Genomic DNA, 18,598 nt, shown 5'->3' with positions numbered 1-18,598 from the left:
TCCTGACACCAAGGCGCCGCGCGCGCCCGACCGTCCCTTTCCCGCCGCTGCCTGGAGATCCGCCATGGCCACGCTCGTCGACGCCCCACCCCGCCCCGAGTCGCCCGCTCCCCCGAAGACGCACCGGAACGCGGGGGTGAACCGCCTGGCGGCGATGCTGGTGTCGCCGACCCTGCTCGTGCTCGGCCTGGTGGTCGCCTACCCGATCATCTCCGCGCTGCGGCTGGCGTTCTACCAGCGCAACGACGGCATCGACCCCGAGACCGGGGTGCTGCAGACCGGCGACAAGTTCGTCGGCATCGACAACTTCACCGACATGTTCACCGGCGCCACCGCCGACCGGTTCCTCAACGCGCTGTGGAACACCACGACGTTCACCGTCGTCGCGGTCACCCTCGAAGTGGTGCTCGGCGTGCTCATGGCCCTGGTGATGCACAAGGCTTTCAAGGGTCGGGCCCTGGTCCGCGCCAGCATCCTGGTGCCGTGGGCGGTGCCCACCGCGATCGCCGGTCTGTTGTGGCGCTGGATCTTCCAGGCCGACGGCGTGGCGAACGACCTGCTGCCCGGCGAGGCGGTCCTGTGGACCACCGACGGCATCCAGGCGTGGTTCGCGGTCGTCATCGCCGACACGTGGAAGACCGCGCCGTTCATCGGACTGCTTGTCCTGGCGGGGTTGCAGGTCATCTCCAACGAGGTCTACGAGGCCGCGAAACTCGACGGCGCGTCGCCGTGGAAGACGTTCTGGGCCATCACTTTGCCGCTGGTGCGGCCGACCCTGCTGGTCGCGGTGCTGTTCCGCATCCTCGACACGCTGCGGATGTTCGACCTGCCGTACACGCTGATCGGGCCGGGGAAGAACTCCACCGACACGGTCACGATCCTGGCGTTCGAGGAAGCGGTGAAGTTCGGCAAGTACGGGCCCGCCTCGGCCTACGCGGTGTTCCTGTTCCTCTACGTGGCGGCTGTGGCCTTCGCGTTCGTCAAACTGCTCGGCGCCGACGTCATCGGGGCCCGGACCGGAAGGAAGAGCCGATGACCGCCACCCTGGAACGCACCCCCATCCGGCACCGGAGCCGCTTCTGGTGGGCGCCGTACCTCGGCATCGCCGCCATCGTCGTGTACTGCCTCTCGCCGTTCTACTGGATGCTGGTGTCCAGCCTGCGGCGCACCAACGACATCTTCGACTCCTCCCCCGTGCCCGCTCCCCTGTCGCTGGACTCCTATGAGGCGGCGTTCGCGGCGAACAACGGGTTCGTCCGCGCCCTGGGCAACAGCTTCCTGGTCGCGGGGATCACCACGGTCCTGGTGCTGCTGATCGGCACGCTGACCGCGTACGCGTTGGCCCGCTTGGACTTCCGGTTCAAGAACCTGGTGCTGGCGATCATCATCACCACCAGCATGTTCCCCGGGATCTCGCTGCTGGTGCCGCTGTTGGAGCTGTTCAGCGGGATCGGCTGGATCAACACCTACCAGGCGATGATCGTCCCGAGCATGAGCTTCGCCCTGCCGCTCGCGGTCTGGAACCTCACCGCGTTCTTCCGCCAGATGCCGATCGAGCTTGAGGAAGCCGCCCAGATCGACGGCTGCACGCCCGCGCAGGCGTTCCGCAAAGTCATCCTGCCGCTCGCCGCCCCCGGTGTCTTCACCACCGCGATCATCACCTTCATCGCCGCGTGGAACGAGTTCATCATCGCGCTGTCCGTGGTCAACAAGAAGGACCTCAAGACGGCTCCGGTCATCACCAGTCAGTTCACCGGCACCACCCAGTTCGACGCCCCCTTCGGCACCCAGATGGCCGCGGGCGTCATCGTGACCATCCCCCTGGTCATCCTCGTGCTGCTCTTCCAGCGCCGGATCGTCGCGGGTCTCACCGCGGGCGGGGTCAAGTAGCTCAGCGACGCGATTCCTCTACCACTAGGAGGTTGTGATGGGTCGACGCGCGAAATCCGTTCTGGCCATCATTTTGGGCGCGGCCCTGGCCGTTCCCCTGCTGCCGCAGCTCATGCCCGAGGCGGCGGCCGAACCGAGCGGCCGCCTCGCGGTCGGCGAGGTCATCGACATCGCCCCAGGCGTGCGGTCCGGTGACAAGAAGCTGGCGAAGGACGCGCTGCGCGACGACCTGTCGGGCGAGCGGTTCTACTTCGTCATGCCGGACCGGTTCGCCAACGGCGACCCCGGCAACGACCGCGGCGGATCGGCCGAGACCGACCGGCTGAAAACCGGGTTCGACCCGGCGGACAAAGGCTTCTACCACGGCGGCGACTTACCGGGTCTGCGGTCCAAACTGGACTACCTCAAGGGCATGGGGATCACGGCGATCTGGATGACGCCGATGTTCGCCAACCGGTGGGTCCAGGGCAGCGGGGACGACATCTCCGCCGGATATCACGGTTATTGGACCACCGACTTCACCCGGCTCGACCCGCACTTCGGCACCACCGCCGACATGCGGGCGGTCATCGGCGACGCGCACGCCAAGGGCATGAAGGTCTTCTTCGACATCGTCGCGAACCACACCGCCGACGTGATCGACTACGCCGAGGGCAAGTACGAGTACCTGAGCACCGGCGCGCAGCCGTATCTCGACGCCCAGGGCAACGTCGTCGACATCTTGGCCGCCGCGGGCAAGCCGGACTTCCCGGCGCTGGACCCGAAATCGTCGTTCCCGTACACGCCGGTCTTCCGCTCCCCGGGCGACGCGAACGCCAAGACCCCGGCCTGGCTCAACGATCCCGCGCTCTACCACAACCGCGGCGACTCGACGTTCAGCGGCGAGTCCAACGAGTACGGCGACTTCTTCGGCCTCGACGACCTGATGACGGAGAACCCCAAGGTCGTCGAGGGCATGCAGAAGATCTTCACCACGTGGATCGACACGCTCGGCATCGACGGGTACCGCGTGGACACGGTCAAGCACGTGAACATGGAGTTCTGGCAGGCCCTCGCCCCGCACGTGAAGGCTTACGCGGCGGCCAAGGGCAAGAAGGACTTCTTCGTCTTCGGCGAGGTGTTCAGCTCCGACACGTCCCTGACGTCGTCCTACACCACGACGGGCCGGATGCAGGCCACATTGGACTTCCCGTTCCAGAGCGGCGCGCTGGACTACCTGTCCGGCAAGGGTTCCGACCGGCTCGCCGAGGTGCTGCTCGCCGACGACCAGTACACCGACGCCGACTCCAACGCCGCGTCGCTGCCGACGTTCCTGGGCAACCACGACATGGGCCGGATGGCCTGGATGCTGCGTCAGGAACGCCCAGGCGTCACCGAGGACGAGCTGCTGAAGCGGCTCAAGCTGGGCAACACGCTGATGTACCTGTGGCGCGGCAACCCCGTCGTCTACTACGGCGACGAGCAGGGGTTCGCGGGCGGTGGCGGCGACAAGCTGGCCCGGCAGGACATGTTCGCCAGCAAGACTCCGGAGTTCACCGCCGAGAAGTTCGTCGGCAGCGACCGCACGGGCGCTCAGGACAACTTCGTGACCACGCATCCGCTGTACCGCCAGCTCGCCGACCTCGCGTCCTTTGTGGACCGCGACCCGGTGTGGGCGGACGGCAACCAGGTGCTGCGACTGGCTGAGGGCGACACCTTGGCGTTCAGCCGGATCACCCAGCGGGACCAGCGCGAATACGTGGTCGTGGCCAACGCGGGCGCGGCCCCCAGCACGGTCGACGTGCCGGTCGGCGCTCCCGGCCGCAAGTTCCGCACCGAGTTGCCGACGCGCGGCGAGGGTCCGACCAGCGGCCAGGACGGCAAGGTCCGGGTGAGCGTGCCCGCGTTCTCCGCGGTGGTGCTGGCCTCGACCGAGCGACTGCCTGTCGCGGCGCCGAAGCCGGCACTGGTGGCTCCGGCAGTCGGCACGGTGCTTGACGACCGGGTGGAGGTGCGCGCTGACGGCATCACCTCACCGTTCGCGCAGGCCACGTTCGCCGCGCGGGTCGAGGGGACGAGCGACTGGACCGTGCTCGGCACCGACGACTCCGCGCCGTACCGGGTGTTCGCCGACGTGTCCAAGCTCGGCGGCGCGGCGGTCGGCAAGAAGGTCGAATTCCGGGTCGTCGCCAAGGACGGCGCTGGGACGCTTGGCGCGGATGGCGCGGCCATCAAGCTCGCCGCCGCTCCCCCGCCGCCCGGTGGGCCTGGTGGGCAGAGCCCGGACTGGCTGGTCGTGCACTACAACCGGCCCGCCGGTGACTACGCGGGCTGGGGCCTGCACGTGTGGGGCGACGTCGAGACGCCGACCGACTGGAGCACCCCGCTGCCCTTCGCCGGTGAGACGCCGTATGGCCGGTTCGCCTGGGTCAAGCTCAAGCCGGGGGCGACGCAGGTCGGGTTCATCACGCACAAGGGCGACGAGAAGGACGGCGGCGACCGGTTCGCCGCGCCCGCCGCGACCCCGCAGGTGTGGCTCAAGCAGGGGCAGGACACGCAGTACCCGAGTGAGGTGGCGGCGACCGGCAAGGCGACGGTGCACTTCCAGCGTCCGTCCGGCGACTACACCGGGTTCGCGGTGCGGGTGCCGGGCCAGGCCGACATTCCGCTGTCCGGGCGCGACGCGTTCGGGGCGGTCGCCGAGATCCCGACTACGGCGACACCGCTCGACTTCGCCGTGGTGAACGGGTCGAGCACGGTCATGTCCGGCAAGCTCACGGGTGCGGCGGGGTGGGTGCGCGAGGGGTCATCCACCGTGCATCCGAGCCTGGCCGCCGCCGAGAACCGGGCGGTGATCCACTACTCGCGGCCCGACGGCGACTACACCGACTGGGTGCTCTACCACTGGACCGGTTCGCTGGAGCCGAGTCCGGGCTGGACCCAGTCACGGCCCGCGGACGGGCGCGACGGGTTCGGGATCTACTGGTCGGTGCCGCTCGCGCCGGGCGCGGCCGGGCTGAGCCACATCATCCACAAGGGCGACACGAAGGACCCGGGCAGCGACCAGTTCCTCGACGTCGGCGGGACCGGGCACGAGGTCTGGTTCCTCTCCGGTTCCGCGCGGGCCGACGGCTCCGCGAACTACGTGCTGCCGCCGTCGACCGCCCCGGCCGCCGACGTGGACCTGGCCAAGGCGAAGGCGATCTGGGTCAGCCGCGACAAGCTGGTCTGGGACGTCCCGGCCGTCGCCACCGACGGCTACCAGGTGCGCTACGACGCGGACGGCCGGATCACGGTGGTCGATGGGCAGGTGCGGGGCGGCAAGGTGCTGCGGCTGCAGCCGAGCGGCGCGTTGGCCGGTGACCTCGCGGCCAAGTTCCCGCACCTCGCGGGAAAGCCGACGTTCCAGGTCCGCGCGGCCGACGCCGGCCGTATCGATGAGGCTCTGCGGGCGCAGCAGGCGGCCGTCCATGTCGACGCGAGCGGTGCCCTTCGGCACGCCACGGGCACCCAGATCGCCGGTGCGCTGGACGACCGGTATGGCTCAGAGGCGACCCAGCAGAGTTACCGGCCGGGTTTCTCCGGTGACCAGGTTTCGACGCGGCTGTGGGCGCCGACCGCGCGGTCGGTGAAGCTGCGGCTGTTCGGCACCACGGCGCCCGCGCGCGACGCCCAGCCCGCACAGGTCGTCGACCTGGTCCGCGACGACGCGACCGGCTCGTGGTCGGGCAGTGGGGCTTGGCGGGACCGGTACTACCAGTTCGAAGTGACCGGCTGGTCGGCACCGGAGAACAAGTTCCGGACCATCGTGGTCACCGACCCGTACTCGGTGGCGCTGTCGGTGGACTCGACGCACTCGCAGTTCGCCGACCTCGGCGGCGGCAGCGCCAAGCCCGCGGGCTGGGACCAGCAGGTGGCGCGCGGGCTCGGCGGCGACCCGACCGAGCACGGCATCACCGAGCTGCACGTGCGCGACTTCTCGATCGCCGACGACACGGTTCCGGAGGGCGAGCGCGGCACGTACCGCGCGTTCACCCATCGGGATTCGGTCGGGATGAAGCACCTGAAGTCGTTGGCGGAGGCCGGGATGGACACCGTGCACCTGCTGCCGACGTTCGACATCGCCAGCATCCCGGAGCGCCGGACCGACCAGCAGCGACCGGCGTGCGACCTGGCGTCGATGCCCGCCGACTCACCCCGACAGCAGGAGTGCACCAGCGCCGCCGCGGCCCGCGACGGGTTCAACTGGGGCTACGACCCGCTGCACTACGACGTCCCGGAGGGCTCCTACGCCACCGACGACGCCCAGTCCGGCCCGGCGCGCGCCCGGCAGTACCGCGAGATGGTGCAGTCGCTGCACGGCAACGGGAACCGCGTGGTGGTGGACGTGGTCTACAACCACACCACCGCCTCCGGCGACGCGGCGAACTCGGTCCTCGACAAGGTCGTCCCCGGCTACTACCAGCGGCTCGGCCTCGACGGTGCGGTCGCGAACTCCACCTGCTGCGCCAACACCGCGACCGAGAACGCCATGATGGGCAAGCTCGTCGTCGACTCGGTCGTACACTGGGCGCGGGCGTACAAGGTGGACGGTTTCCGGTTCGACCTGATGGGCCACCACCCCAAGGCGAACATCCTCGCGGCCCGGGCGGCACTGGACGCCCTGACCGTCGAACGGGACGGTGTGGACGGCCGCGACATCCGGATCTACGGAGAGGGCTGGGACTTCGGCGAGGTCGCGGGCAACGCCCGGTTCGTCCAGGCCACCCAGCCCAACATGGCGGGCACCGGCATCGCCACGTTCAGCGACCGCCAACGCGACGCCATGCGCGGCGGCGGCCCGTTCGACGCGGACCCGCGGGTGCAGGGCCTGGCTTCCGGCCTGGCAGGCGACTCCAACGGCTCCCCCGCCAACGGCGACACCGCGGCTCGACTGGTGAACTACACGGACCTCGCGAAGCTCGGCATGGCAGGCAACATGGCCGACTTCCGCTTCCGCTCCACGGCGGGCCCTGAGGTCCGCGGCCGCGATGTCTCCTACAACGGTTCCCCCGCCGGCTACACCGCCACCCCGGGTGAAGTCATCACGTACTCCGACGCCCACGACAACGAGACGCTCTTCGACGCGTTGGCGTTGAAGCTGCCGATCGGGACGCCGATGGCCGACCGGGTCCGGATGCAGAAGATCGCCCACGCTCCGGTGCTGCTCGGCCAGGGCCAGCCGTTCATGCTGGCGGGCAGCGAGTTCCTCCGCTCGAAGTCGTTGGACCGCAACAGCTACGACTCCGGGGACTGGTTCAACCTGTACGACCCGTCACTGGGGTCCAACGGCTTCGGCCGCGGCTTGCCACCGGCAGCCGACAACCAGGCGAAGTGGCCGTACATGGGCCCGGTCCTGGCCACGGCGACCGTCAAGCCGACGTCGGCGGACATGCGTCGGGCGGTGGACGACACGCTGGAGCTGCTGCGAATCCGGCAGTCGTCTCCGCTGTTCACCCTGGCGGACGCCGGTGCGGTGCAGGACAAGCTGTCGTTCCCGACCGCTGAGGCCGGGCTGATCGTGGCGTACCTGGACGACACCGTGGGAGTGGCTGTCGACCCTGGGCGGCGTGGTCTACTGGTGGTGGTGAATCCCTTCCCTGGTGAGAAGACGGTGTCGGCGCCCGGAAGTGGGTGGACGGCACATCCGCTGAGCACGGATGCCTCGCGGGCACTGGTCGGCGATGGGTCGGTGACCGTGCCGGGTCGCTCCGTCGTGGTGCTGTCCCGCTAGCCCCTCAAGCGGCACCAGCCCCACAGCACCGAGAGTGCTGTGGGGCTGGTGCGACCAACCGGGACTGACCCGAGTTCGCGGTTGGGGTCAAGCACCGAAGCCCATGGCCGACTCCCCCGAGCCGCGACAGGCGTTCGTCGAATCGACGCAAGCGCCCATCCGATCCGCAACACGATCAACCAGTCGCGGGCCGCTCCACCCGGGCCACCAGCATCTTCGGCGCCATGATGCAGAAGCTCTCCGTCACGAGCTCCCCGACCTCGCCCCAGTCCGTATCCGCCGACAGCACCATCCCGAGAACATTCCCGCCCCACTCCGGCTTGAAGAACGGCTGCCCCATCGCGCACAGCGCATCGATCTCCGGGAGCGGGGCACGCAACGTCATCACCGTCACCGGGCCGCCATCGGCCGCCGCCCGGGCATAGGCGGGCGGGTGCCCCGACGCGATCGTGAGCACGTGGGCGAATGTCCGCTTGCGCACCCTCCACCGCGTCCCCGCCCACGCCGGCTCCTCATACGCGTCGGGCAGCGCGAGACACACCGCCCTGAGTTCGGCGAGGATCGCCTTCGGCACGTCGGCATAGTCGGGCATACCCGGAAACTACCGCCGTCCACCGACATTTCCGCCCTGCCGCTGCCCTCGGCTACACCCGGGGCTCCCACCGGAAGTACCGCCGCCCCACCGCGATCGCCGCCACCGTCCACACAGCCATCGCGCCCACCGGCCCCCAGATGGGCCCGCCCTCCACACCAGCCTTCACCAGCGCCGCGGTCGCACCACCGGGAGCGGCCAGCATCAACGGGGTCACGGTCGGCGAGGACAGCGTCCACATGGCGCCCGCGAAGGTCGCCGCGAACAGGGGCGTCGTGGTGATCTGGGCGGTCTCGGCGGTCGCGGTGAACGACGCCGTGGCCAGCGCCGCGCCCGCCGCCACCACGGTCCCACCGACGATCGCGGCCGCCAAGGCCACCGGATCCCGTGGCATCGGGGCGTCCGCGATCACGGCGATCGTGGGCAGCAGCACGGCCTGGACCAGCCCCAGCACGACCATCGGCGCCATCACCCCCGCCAGGATCACCGGCTCGGGCGCCTCACCGCTGCGCAGCCGCTTGAGCGAGAGGTCCTGGCGGCGGGCGACCAGCGCGGTGGTCGCGCTGACATAGACGGTGAGACCGTGCACGACCAGCAGCTGCATCGTGATCGATCCGGCCCAGTCGCCACCGCCGCGCGTCAGCGCGAAGCCCACGCCGATCGCCAGCGGCATCGCCAACCCGAGCGCGGCGGCGGTCTTGTTGCGCAGCAGGAGGACCAGTTCGACCCTGGCCAGCGCGACGACGCGGTTCATGCCGCCACCGCCGCGTGGTGCGAGACGCCGTGGAAGACGTCGGCCAGTGAGGCGTGGTGGGCACGCAGTCGGCCGAGCTGGATGTCGTGGTCGGCGGCCCAGCGCAGCACCACCGCCAAGTCGTCCTGCAGCACGCGGGTGCGGATCTCGACCCGGCCCTTGAGGAACGCGTCCGGGTCGACCCGGCCCTTGACGCCGGGCAGGTCCGGGAACGCGACACCGTCGGGGCGGGTGAAGGAGATCCGCGACGCCTCCCGTTCCAACACGTCGGCCAGCGAGCCGCACACCTCGATGCGGCCCTCATGCATGATCGCGATGCGGTGGGCCAAATTCTCCGCCTCCTCCAGGTAGTGCGTGGTGAGGACGATCGACGTGCCGTGGGCGAGCAGGTCCCGCAGGATGCGCCAGGTGCGCAGGCGGGACTCCGGGTCGAGGCCGGTGGTCGGCTCGTCGAGGAATAGCACGTCCGGCCGACCGAGGGTGGCCAGGGCGAGGTCGAGCCGCCTGCGCTCGCCGCCGGAGAGTGCCTTGACCCGCACGTCCCGGCGGTGGGCCAAGTCGACCATGGCCACCGCCTCGTCCACTTGGGACGGTCGGCTGGTGAGGCCGCGCCACAGCGTCACCGCCTCGCGGACCGTCAGGTCGCCCGGGAACCCCGACTCCTGCAGCATCACCCCGGTCCGTGGCCGCACCCGCGCCCGGTCCGCGGCGGGGTCGAGACCGAGCACGCGCACGCTGCCCGCACTCGGCGCGCGCAGGCCTTCGAGGACTTCCATGGTGGTGGTCTTGCCGGCGCCGTTGGTGCCGAGCAGGGCGAACAGCTCCCCCGGCTGGACGGCGAAGTCGATGCCGCGCACGGCCTCGAACCCGCCGTAGCGGCAGCGCAGGCCGACCACTTCGATGACTGGCTTGTTCATGGGTCAAGCGTCGCGACCCGGTGGCCGGGCCGGTAGGCGCGAAGATCACCCGCGGGCGGCGAGAACGCCGGTTCTCCCGTGACAAATGTCAGGTTCCTGACCGGTGCCGGCGCTGGGCGGGTCGTGGCCGCCGTACATTCAGCTGGTGAGGACACCACTGGAGCGGATGCGCAAATACACCTTCTGGACGCTGGTGAGCGCCGCGGGGATCATCGGGCTCCTCCTCGCCGCCGAAGTACAGTTCCGCAGCCCGTGGTTGCTGGTGTGCGTGGCGGTCGTCATTCCGCAGTACGTGCGGATCAGCGCGATCGCGATGCCTGGGCTGGGTATCCCTGTCGCGCGGCCGTGGGAGATCCCGGCCACCGCCGTCGTCGCCATTGGCGCGTGGTGGGCGAGCCTCACGACCCTGCCGCTCGGCTTTGGGTGGGCGATGCTGCCCGCGAGCATCCTGGCCGCGGTCGCCGCCTGCCACACGGGTGGCGCCCGGTGGGCGATCACGGTCCTGGGGAGCGCGTTCATCGGGTTGTCCGGCCTGGCCGCGGCGGAGCTTGCGGGCACGATGACGGCCGATCTCGTGCCGTGGACGCTGGGCATCTCGGTGCTCAGCGTGGTGTTCGTGCTGAGCAACCTGCTGCAGGTGTGGCTGTGGTCGGTGATCCGCCAGCTCGACGACGCCCGGGTGCTCGCGGCCGACCTGGCGGTGGCCGAGGAACGCCTGCGCTTCGCCGCCGAACTGCACGACGTGCAGGGGCATCATCTGCAGGCCATCGCGCTGAAGGGCGAGCTGACCGAACGCCTCATCGGCCACGACGACGACGCCGCCCGGGTCCAAGCCGCCGCGGTCAGCGAACTCGCGCGACAGGCTCTGCGCGAGACCCGCGGTGTCGTGCACGGTTACCGCCGCACCAGCCTGTCCACCGAGATCGGCAACGCCGTCGACATCCTGCGCGCGGCGGGCATCGCCGCGGCGGTCGACGGCGACGCCACCGCCGTGCCACCCGCCCTGCAGCCGCTGTTCGGCGCGCTGGTCCGCGAAGGGACCACCAACATCCTGCGGCACACCGCCGCGGGCGTGTGCGACCTGGTGGTGTCGGTGGCCGACGGGCGGGCGCGGGTCCGGCTGAGCAACGACGGTGTCGGACCGAGGACCGCCGCCCCGGGCAGCGGCATCGACAGTCTGCGCGAACGGTTCGCCGCCATCGGCGGGCAGCTGCGCACCGAGGACGCGGACGGCCGGTTCGCGCTGGTCGGCGAGGCGGCCGTCGGATGATCCGGGTGGTGCTGGCCGACGACGAGGACCTCATCCGCGGCGCGCTCGCGGCGCTGCTGGAGCTGGAGCCCGACATCACCGTGGTGGCCGAGGTGAGCGACGGCGACGCCGCTGTCGCCGCCGTCGAGCGGCTCTCCCCGGACATCGCCGTGCTGGACCTGGAGATGCCCCGGCGCGACGGTGTCGCTGCGGCCGAGGCGATCGGACACCGCGCGGCCGTGGTGATCGTGACCCGGCACGCGCGTCCGGGTGTGCTCAAGCGGGCGCTGGCGGCGGGGGTCCGGGGGTTCGTGCCGAAGACGACCCCGGCGTCGCGGCTGGCGACGATCCTGCGTGACGTGCACGCGGGCGGGCGCTACGTCGACTCGGAGATCGCCGCCACCGCGCTGACCGAGGACACCTGCCCGCTGACGGCCCGGGAACTGGAGGTGCTGCGCCACACCCGGCGCGGCGGGTCGGTCCAGGACATCGCCCGGACCGTTCACCTCGCCCACGGCACCGTCCGCAACTATCTGTCCTCGGCGATGGCCAAGCTCGGCGTCTCATCCCGCCACGACGCCGCCCGGGTGGCGTGGGACGAAGGCTGGATCTAGGGCCGCTCCTCGTCGACCCACTCGAGCAGGTCGCCGGGCTGGCAGTCGAGCACCCGGCACCTGGCTTCCAGGGTGCTGAACCGCCGTGGTCAACGGCGACAGTTGCTGGACCTATGCCGAACCCGCGCGGAAGGTGGGCGGCCTGGCCGCTCGGCTGACCGCCCCCGCCCGTGTCCCCGGTGCGCAGACATCCAGGCCTACCCCGCATCCGAGTGGCACTCCCCATGAAGCGGGGTCCCCGCCACGCCTGGGCGCCCGGCGTGGCGGGGTTCGCTCAGCAGTTGCCCGACGCGGAGGCGCCTGCGAGACGGTCGGCCACCCATTGGGTGACCAGTGGGCTTAAGTACGCCGCGGTTTCGGAGTGCGCCCCGGTGTCGACCTGCCAGTAGGTGAGCTTGGCGCCCTTGCCGCACCACTGCGGCCGCAGCGCGGCGCTCACGGCGACCGGGATGATCTCGTCGCCCGTCGAGTGGTACATCAGCGTCGGGGCAGTGGGTGCGCGGGTACCCAGGTTCTGCTCAGCGAGCCGGGCGCTCCAATCGGGACGGTTGAGGATGTCCGTGGTCGTGTAGTCGGCGAGCCGGCGGTTGGCGTACTTGCCGAAGTCCGATGTGCAGTCGTCCCGGATGTCGGCGTAGGCGGCTTGACCGGCCGCGTTGAGGTAGTTGGTCAGCGCCAGTTCCGGGTAGGCGGCGTTGAGGCCGACACCGGCGGCGAGGACCAACCCGAAGTTCGCGCCACCGTCGTTGGCGTCGGCGACCCGCCGCAGATCCGACGGCGCCGCCCCGACGGCGAAGCCCTTGATGTTGAGCTCCGGGGCGTAGGTCGGGGCGATCTCCGCGGCCCACCCGGCGGTCTGCCCGCCCTGCGAGTACCCGACCACCGCGACCGGCGCCTTCGGCGACAACCCCGCGTCGGACAGCCGAGTGCTCGCCCGTACGACGTCCAACACGGCGTTGCCTTGCGCGCGTCCAGCCGTGTATGTGTGATCGCCGGGCGTGCCGAGCCCTTCGTAGTCGGTGACCGCGACAGCGAAACCCTTGCGGGCGTACTGGTGGATCAGGCCACCCTCGAACTCGTCGCCGCGCCGCAGTCCGACCGAGGGCGCGCACTGGTCGCCGAGACCGTGGGTGCCGGGCCCGTAACCGACGATGGCCCCAGTCCGGTCGTTGGGCACGATCACGGTGCCACTGACCACAGTGGACGCTCCAGTGGCGGAAGTCGAACGGTAGGTGATCTTCCAAACACGCGCGTACTCGAAACCCGGCGCCCAGATGGCGCGAGCGCTGACGATGTCGCCCGCCTTGGCCGTCGAGCCTGCGGGTTCGGCGGAAGCCGGGACGGCGAGGGTGGTGCCGACCAGGGCCAAGGCCAACAGCGGGACTACTTTGCGAAAACGGGTCATGCGCTCCTCCTTGAGCGTCGATCCGACGGTAAACATGAAAGCGTTTCGTCCTTACTCGCCAGTACCGCTGAACGGGCGAACCGGGCCCACCGGGTGGCGGGGTTCACCCAGCGGGCCACCACACCGCGACATCACCAACGTCAATGCCTCCTCCCTTCCAGAACGCCACCGGACCTCGCCGCGCCACAGCTGATCAATGACCCTCACCGACTCCGCGCCTCACATCGCCGCGTCACCGACCTCGCCGCCCTCATCGCGAAGGTCACCGACCTCGGCGCCCCCTTTCGCAGAGGTCACCGATCTCGGCGCCCCCTTTCGCAGAGGTCACCGATCTCGGCGCCGCCCATCGCGGACCTCTTCGACCCAGCGCCCTCATCGCGCCTGTCGCCGACCGGCTCGCTGATCGCCGACCGCGCGCTGACTCGTTCGCCGTGACGCGCCTCGACCCCTGCGTTGTCAGGACTTCACCGACGGCGACGGGGTTCGCTGGTTCGGCCATCGCGCATCGTCACGGTTTGGTCGGCGAGGTCCAGGTGTTCGACGTCGTGGGTGACCACGATGGTCGCCGTCGCCGACTCCCTTGTGATCTCCCGTAACAGGGTCATCACCTGCCTCCCCCGCTCCCGGTCGAGCGCCGACGTGGGCTCGTCGACGAGAAGCACCGCGGGCTCGCCCATGAGGGCACGGGCGACCCCGACCCGTTGGCGTTCGCCGCCCGACAGCTGATGAGGGCGACGGTGTTCCTTGCCGGTCAGCCCGACCCTGTCCAACAGCTCGTGCGCCCGGTCTCGGCGCGGCCGCCCGACGATGGTCCCGACCAGCAGGAGCTGGTCGAGCGCGGTCAGGGAAGCCAACAGGTTCGACTGCTGGAACACGAACCCGATCCGCTCCCGCCGGACCCGGTCGCGGGCGACCGCACTCAGGGCGCCCACGTCCTGGCCCGCGATCCGGACCGTGCCCGAGGCCGGTGTGACCAACAGCCCCGCGACGGCCAGCAGGCTCGACTTCCCCGAGCCGGACGGCCCGGTCACCGCGACCAACTCGCCTGCCTCCGCGGTGAGCGTGGCGTCATCGAGGGCGACCAGGTCGCGGTCGCCGTCGGGATAGAGCAGCCGGAGGGATTCCAGTCGCAAGGTCATCGGGAGGCTCCCAGCGCGGTCAGCGGGTCGACTGTGGTGACGCGGCGGACCGCTATCGCGGCGCCTGATAAACCGACGCCGATCATCAAGGCCAGGGGAATCAGGACGGTGCCGCTGTCGACGACGAACGGGACCGCCTCGCGTGCCAAGAGGCCTAATCCGGTCGCTGCCACCGCTCCGGTGACAGTGCCGAGGCCGAGCACCACGGCCGCCTGTCCCAAGGCATCACGCAGGAGGTAAGCGCGAGACGCGCCCATGGCGCGGACGACGGCGAGGTCGGGGGTGCGTTGCATGGTCCAGACGGTGAAGAAAGCGCCGACGACAAGGGCGGAGACGATGAGCAGCAGCACCCTGATCATGGTCAGTGAGCCCTGTTCCGCGGCGTATCCGCCGACGGCGTTGTACGCCTCCTCCCTGGTCAGCACCCGCGTCCCGGTGGCCGCTCCGATGGAGGCGGGATCACCTGTCAGGTCCAGCAGCACGCCGGTGAGGCTGTCGGTGCGGGCGATCTTGTGCCAGGTGCCGATGGCCGTGTGCACCACCGGTAGGTGGATGAACGACGTTTCGTCGCCCACCGCGGCGACGGTCAGCCGGTGCCCGCCGAGTTCGACCTCGGTTCCCGGGGCCAGACCAAGACTCTCGGGGACGCGCACTTGGTCGGGCGGGAGCGAGCTTTCGGTGCCGAACACGCTCACGGCGGCTGTCCTGTCCCCAGCGGTCAGCCTGCTCGTGCTGATACTCAGCGGGCGGGCCGCTCGGACGCCTGGCTGGGCGCCCAGGCGGTCGACAGTGTCGGCGGGCAGTGCGCTCAGGGCGAACTGAGGATCGCTCTGGCCGGGCGGCGCGGCGAGGGCGACATGGTCGGCGGGGAGCGCGGAGATGGCGGAGACGCTCGCGGCGCCCAACCCCGAGGTCAGCCCCGTGAGGAGGACGACCATCAGGGTCATCAGGCCGATGACCGCGCCGAGCAGCGCGAATCGGCCTCGGGCGAAGCGGAGGTCTCGCAGGGCGATGAACATGTCTCCACCGTGCCGTGGCGGGGGGCGTGGGGCATCGGTCGAGAGTTCAGGTTCGGGGCATCGAACGACGCAGGAGAATCTCAATCGAAAGTTGCAGGCGGCCCCGCCGACAGCCCATTAACGTTGAGTCCGACATGGACACCACGCCGAACTCCGCCATGACCGTGCTGCGCAAGGCCCAGCACGTGCTTTTCGCTGTCCTCGTGATCGTCGCGGCCGCGCGGACCGCACAGAGTGGCTCGCCGTGGGTGGGTGCGCTCGGCGGTGCCGGACTCATCGCCTGGTACGCCCTCGGCCCGCTGACGAAGGCGCGGATGTGGTGGCTCGGTGTGCTGGTCGCGGGCTGGGTCGCACTGAGCGTTTACGGCGCCGACTGGGTATGGGTGGCGTTTCCGCTGTTCTTCCTCTGTCTGCGCGTGCTGCCGACGCCGGTGGGCCAGGTGGCGGTGGGCGCGCTCACGTTGATCGCCGCGGCCGGGTTCATGTGGCACCGAGGCTCGCTCGACGTGGCCGCCCTGGTCGGGCCGGTGATCGGCGCGGCCGTCGCGATCGTCATGACCGCCGTGTACGACACGATGCGCGCCGACGCCGCCGCTCGGGCGGAATTGCTCAAGGAATTGCTTGCCGCACAAAAGCAACTGCGGGAGAGCGAGCGCCGAGCGGGCGCGATCGGCGAACGGGAGCGGCTGGCCCGGGAGATCCACGACACGATCACCCAGGGCTTGACGAGCATCGTGTTCCTCCTGCAGGCGGGCGGGCGCACTCATCTGACCACCGCCCTGAGCACCGCGCAGTCGAGTCTCGAGGAGTCCCGCCGGCTGATCAGCGCTCTTGCCCCCGCCGAGTTGAACGGCCGCCCGCTGGCCGACGCGCTGAAGCGAGTCACGGACGACTCGATGCGGGTTGGCCTGGACGCCGCCCTCGTGGTCGACGGCACCCCATACCGGCTGCCGACATCCACCGAGGTCGCGCTGCTGCGGGTCGCCCAAGGCGCACTCGCCAACGTCCGGGTCCACGCCCGGGCGCGCCAGGCGCGGGTCACCTTGACCTACCAGCCCGGCGAAGTCCGCCTCGACGTCGCCGACGACGGCCAGGGCTTCGACCCGCACGAACCTCCGGTGGGCAAGGGATCCGGGATCGGTCTGTCGTCGATGCGTGGCCGACTCGCCGAGGTCGGCGGCACCCTGATCGTCGAGTCGACCCCAGGTGAAGGCAGCGCGCTGAGCGCGATCGTCCCCGCCACGGAGATTCCCACATGACGCGGCTGCCGCTTGGCCGACGACGGCCCAGGCCCCAACCCGCTGTCCACAAGCGACACACGCGACCGGACCGCGACCACGGGCAACGGATCGAGCACTCGAGCTGGTCTGGCAGCCATCCCGGCAGATTCGGTGCGGTCGCGGGCATGCTGACCGTGGTGTCGATCCCAGAATCGGTCCAGGCGGTCGCGGGCGGGTGGTCATGATCCGGGTGGTGCTCGTCGATGACCATCCCATTGTTCGCACTGGGTTGCGGACCGCGCTCGATGGGGCTGACGGGGTCGAGTTGATCGCTGAGGCGGCCACCGGGGAAGAGGCCGTGGCCATGGTTGAACGGCTGCGGCCGGATGTGGTGCTGATGGACCTGCAGCTTGGGCCGGGCATCGACGGTGCTGAGGCGACGCGGCGGATTCGGGCGTTGCCTGATCCCGCACGGGTTCTTGTGCTCACCACCTACGACAGTGAGGCCGACATCCTCGCCGCGATCGAGGCCGGGGCGACCGGGTACCTGCTCAAGGACACCGACCCCGCCGCCTTGGTGCCCGCGATCCGCACCGCCGCGCGCGGCGAGACCGTGCTCGCGCCCCATGTGGCCTCTCGGCTGATAGCCCGGGTACAGGCCCCGGCGGTGTCGCTGACGCCTCGGGAAATCGCGGTGCTGCAACTGGTGGCGGACGGCCACAGCAACAAGTCCGCCGCCCGGGCGCTGTTCGTCACGGAGGCGACGGTGAAGTCGCACCTGGTGCAGGTCTTCATGAAACTCGAGGTGGACAGCCGCACGGCGGCGGTGTCGGCGGCCCGCATGCGCGGCCTCGTGCGCTGATCCGCGAAGCGAGCACGGCAAGACCGCCCGGGATTTCTCGCACTTGGTGGGCATGGATCGGACCGGGGGCACGTCCGGATCCAGCTCGCGGGTACGGCCGCGCTGTCCGTGTCGGAGGTCAAGGTCCACTGACGTCGCACCGGTCCGGGTGGGCCGGGGCGGCTCAGCGCAGCTGGGCGAGCCGCCACTCGCGGTAGGTGGGGCTGCGGGTGGCCGTTTCCTCGTACGAGTCGTGGGCCAGCTCGGCGAGTGTGTCGGCGTGGGCTGCGAGGGGGCCGTGGCTGTTCCAGGCCAGCACATGCCGGTACCACAGCGGGGTTCGGCTGATCGGACGCACCACTACGCCATCCGGCGGAACGCAAGTGGCCTGGCACAGCGACGCCACGCGCAGACTGCGGATCAGGTCGAAGACCAGGACGCCCTCCACCTGGTGGGCGATGCGGGGTTCGACGCCCGCCTCCCCGAAGACTTCCGTGTAGTACTCCCACACCCGGTCGTCGTCGTCCGGTGGCAGCGTCCACTCGATCGCGGCGAGGTCCGTCAAGTCCACTTCGGTCCGCTCGGTGAGCGGGTGATCCGCCGGGAGCAGGGCGAAGATCGGCTCGGTGTGCACTGGCAGCAGGGTCACCCCTGGTCGGGGGGCGATCTCGTAGCCGGGGCAGTCGCCGACCACGGCCACCTCGAGTCTGCCCTCGGCGACCAGTTCGATCAGCGGGGTGGCGCAGGACTGGGCCCGGGTGGTGAAGTCGGCCTCGGGGAACGTTCCCCGCAGCCGTCTGATCAGCGCCCCGGCGAACCCGGCGTTCACCGTGCCCACTCTCAGCACCGCCAGTGACTCGCCGGAACTGAGGGTGGCGGCGAGCTTGAGGTCGTCGAGGGCGGGAAGCACCGCCCGAGCGCGGGAAAGCACCAGGTTGCCAAGGGCGGTCGGGACGGCGCCACGTCGGTCGCGGGTGAACAGGGGGCCGCCGAGGACCCGTTCGACGCGCTGCAACTGGGCGGTGAGGCCGGGTTGGGCCATCCGCAGGGCCGCGGCCGCTCTGGTCAGGCTGCCGGTCTCCGCGATCGCACAGACGACACGGAGATGCCGGACCTCGAGTTCCATGACCCGCACGGTAATTCGTGGCCCGGCCGCTGACCAGACCGTACCGGTCAGCGCGGACCCGCGGAACCACAAGATCCATA

The 18,598-nt window shown here is 70.4% G+C and carries 14 protein-coding genes and 1 pseudogene; 7 read left to right on the top strand and 8 right to left on the bottom strand.

Annotation, left to right across the window (positions count from 1 at the left end; genetic code table 11):
• Positions 1 to 64 precede the first annotated feature (64 nt).
• Genes ACUZ2Y_RS01280 through pulA form a run of 3 tightly spaced genes read left to right on the top strand, consistent with a single transcriptional unit; the run spans position 65 to position 7,642 of the window.
• Positions 65 to 1,036, top strand: a complete 972-nt coding sequence (locus ACUZ2Y_RS01280) for a carbohydrate ABC transporter permease (protein WP_476326063.1) — start codon at positions 65 to 67, stop codon at positions 1,034 to 1,036.
• Positions 1,033 to 1,890: a carbohydrate ABC transporter permease gene (locus ACUZ2Y_RS01275; protein ID WP_476326061.1), complete on the top strand. Its 858-nt coding sequence runs from the start codon at positions 1,033 to 1,035 to the stop codon at positions 1,888 to 1,890. Before ACUZ2Y_RS01280 ends, ACUZ2Y_RS01275 begins: the two co-directional genes overlap by 4 nt.
• A gap of 37 nt (positions 1,891 to 1,927) precedes the next feature.
• Positions 1,928 to 7,642 (top strand): pullulanase-type alpha-1,6-glucosidase, encoded by a 5,715-nt coding sequence (pulA, locus tag ACUZ2Y_RS01270; protein WP_476326059.1) that lies wholly within the window; start codon positions 1,928 to 1,930, stop codon positions 7,640 to 7,642.
• A gap of 175 nt (positions 7,643 to 7,817) precedes the next feature.
• On the opposite strand, the gene ACUZ2Y_RS01265 is transcribed toward pulA, so the two are convergent.
• From ACUZ2Y_RS01265 to ACUZ2Y_RS01255, 3 genes are read right to left on the bottom strand one after another with little or no spacing between them, the layout of a single operon-like run.
• On the bottom strand, positions 7,818 to 8,234 hold the full coding sequence (locus ACUZ2Y_RS01265; protein ID WP_476326057.1) for an MmcQ/YjbR family DNA-binding protein: 417 nt from the start codon (positions 8,232 to 8,234) through the stop codon (positions 7,818 to 7,820).
• Positions 8,235 to 8,286: 52 nt separating this feature from the next.
• Positions 8,287 to 8,988 (bottom strand): hypothetical protein, encoded by a 702-nt coding sequence (locus ACUZ2Y_RS01260; protein WP_476326055.1) that lies wholly within the window; start codon positions 8,986 to 8,988, stop codon positions 8,287 to 8,289.
• A complete protein-coding gene (locus ACUZ2Y_RS01255; RefSeq protein ID WP_476326053.1) occupies positions 8,985 to 9,905 on the bottom strand; it encodes an ABC transporter ATP-binding protein in 921 nt (306 codons plus the stop codon). Before ACUZ2Y_RS01255 ends, ACUZ2Y_RS01260 begins: the two co-directional genes overlap by 4 nt.
• Before the next feature lie 145 nt (positions 9,906 to 10,050).
• On the opposite strand from ACUZ2Y_RS01255, the gene ACUZ2Y_RS01250 reads away from it, so the two are divergent.
• Positions 10,051 to 11,175: a sensor histidine kinase gene (locus tag ACUZ2Y_RS01250; RefSeq protein WP_476326051.1), complete on the top strand. Its 1,125-nt coding sequence runs from the start codon at positions 10,051 to 10,053 to the stop codon at positions 11,173 to 11,175.
• Complete coding sequence (locus ACUZ2Y_RS01245; protein ID WP_476326049.1) at positions 11,172 to 11,768, top strand: response regulator transcription factor; 597 nt, start codon at positions 11,172 to 11,174, stop codon at positions 11,766 to 11,768. Before ACUZ2Y_RS01250 ends, ACUZ2Y_RS01245 begins: the two co-directional genes overlap by 4 nt.
• On the opposite strand, the pseudogene ACUZ2Y_RS01240 reads toward ACUZ2Y_RS01245, so the two are convergent.
• The 4 genes and pseudogenes from ACUZ2Y_RS01240 to ACUZ2Y_RS01225 all read right to left on the bottom strand — a co-directional run.
• A pseudogene (locus tag ACUZ2Y_RS01240) lies at positions 11,765 to 11,851 on the bottom strand (helix-turn-helix domain-containing protein); the annotation flags it as partial. The gene ACUZ2Y_RS01245 and the pseudogene ACUZ2Y_RS01240 sit on opposite strands and share 4 nt — an antisense overlap.
• A 191-nt stretch (positions 11,852 to 12,042) precedes the next feature.
• Positions 12,043 to 13,173, bottom strand: coding sequence for a lipase family protein (locus ACUZ2Y_RS01235; protein ID WP_476326047.1), 1,131 nt, complete (start codon positions 13,171 to 13,173; stop codon positions 12,043 to 12,045).
• Positions 13,174 to 13,637: 464 nt separating this feature from the next.
• Positions 13,638 to 14,312, bottom strand: coding sequence for an ABC transporter ATP-binding protein (locus ACUZ2Y_RS01230; protein ID WP_476326046.1), 675 nt, complete (start codon positions 14,310 to 14,312; stop codon positions 13,638 to 13,640).
• Entirely contained in the window at positions 14,309 to 15,331 is a 1,023-nt protein-coding gene (locus ACUZ2Y_RS01225; RefSeq protein ID WP_476326044.1) for an ABC transporter permease, read from the bottom strand. Before ACUZ2Y_RS01225 ends, ACUZ2Y_RS01230 begins: the two co-directional genes overlap by 4 nt.
• Before the next feature lie 134 nt (positions 15,332 to 15,465).
• Between ACUZ2Y_RS01225 and ACUZ2Y_RS01220 the strand changes: the two genes are divergently transcribed.
• Complete coding sequence (locus ACUZ2Y_RS01220; RefSeq protein ID WP_476326042.1) at positions 15,466 to 16,590, top strand: sensor histidine kinase; 1,125 nt, start codon at positions 15,466 to 15,468, stop codon at positions 16,588 to 16,590.
• Positions 16,591 to 16,792: 202 nt separating this feature from the next.
• Positions 16,793 to 17,413, top strand: coding sequence for a response regulator (locus ACUZ2Y_RS01215; RefSeq protein ID WP_476326040.1), 621 nt, complete (start codon positions 16,793 to 16,795; stop codon positions 17,411 to 17,413).
• A gap of 163 nt (positions 17,414 to 17,576) precedes the next feature.
• Here ACUZ2Y_RS01215 and ACUZ2Y_RS01210 read toward each other — a convergent pair whose 3' ends face one another.
• Positions 17,577 to 18,518 carry a LysR family transcriptional regulator gene (locus ACUZ2Y_RS01210; RefSeq protein ID WP_476326038.1) on the bottom strand — a complete coding sequence of 314 codons (942 nt, stop codon included), beginning with the start codon at positions 18,516 to 18,518 and terminating at the stop codon, positions 17,577 to 17,579.
• Between the last annotated feature and the right edge of the window lie 80 nt (positions 18,519 to 18,598).

Source organism: Actinokineospora sp. UV203 (assembly GCF_056323665.1).
The sequence above is the reverse complement of the archived record's forward strand: the minus strand, read 5'-3'. Positions and strand labels throughout refer to the sequence as shown.

Excerpts from the sequence above, each read along its gene's own strand:
- ACUZ2Y_RS01245 (WP_476326049.1), top strand. The coding sequence starts at position 11,172 with ATGATCCGGGTGGTGCTGGCCGACGACGAGGACCTCATCCGCGGCGCG.
- pulA (WP_476326059.1), top strand. The coding sequence starts at position 1,928 with ATGGGTCGACGCGCGAAATCCGTTCTGGCCATCATTTTGGGCGCGGCC.
- ACUZ2Y_RS01265 (WP_476326057.1), bottom strand. The coding sequence starts at position 8,234 with ATGCCCGACTATGCCGACGTGCCGAAGGCGATCCTCGCCGAACTCAGG.
- ACUZ2Y_RS01255 (WP_476326053.1), bottom strand. The coding sequence starts at position 9,905 with ATGAACAAGCCAGTCATCGAAGTGGTCGGCCTGCGCTGCCGCTACGGC.
- ACUZ2Y_RS01260 (WP_476326055.1), bottom strand. The coding sequence starts at position 8,988 with ATGAACCGCGTCGTCGCGCTGGCCAGGGTCGAACTGGTCCTCCTGCTG.
- ACUZ2Y_RS01230 (WP_476326046.1), bottom strand. The coding sequence starts at position 14,312 with ATGACCTTGCGACTGGAATCCCTCCGGCTGCTCTATCCCGACGGCGAC.
- ACUZ2Y_RS01275 (WP_476326061.1), top strand. The coding sequence starts at position 1,033 with ATGACCGCCACCCTGGAACGCACCCCCATCCGGCACCGGAGCCGCTTC.
- ACUZ2Y_RS01225 (WP_476326044.1), bottom strand. The coding sequence starts at position 15,331 with ATGTTCATCGCCCTGCGAGACCTCCGCTTCGCCCGAGGCCGATTCGCG.
- ACUZ2Y_RS01220 (WP_476326042.1), top strand. The coding sequence starts at position 15,466 with ATGGACACCACGCCGAACTCCGCCATGACCGTGCTGCGCAAGGCCCAG.
- ACUZ2Y_RS01210 (WP_476326038.1), bottom strand. The coding sequence starts at position 18,518 with ATGGAACTCGAGGTCCGGCATCTCCGTGTCGTCTGTGCGATCGCGGAG.
- ACUZ2Y_RS01235 (WP_476326047.1), bottom strand. The coding sequence starts at position 13,173 with ATGACCCGTTTTCGCAAAGTAGTCCCGCTGTTGGCCTTGGCCCTGGTC.
- ACUZ2Y_RS01280 (WP_476326063.1), top strand. The coding sequence starts at position 65 with ATGGCCACGCTCGTCGACGCCCCACCCCGCCCCGAGTCGCCCGCTCCC.
- ACUZ2Y_RS01215 (WP_476326040.1), top strand. The coding sequence starts at position 16,793 with ATGATCCGGGTGGTGCTCGTCGATGACCATCCCATTGTTCGCACTGGG.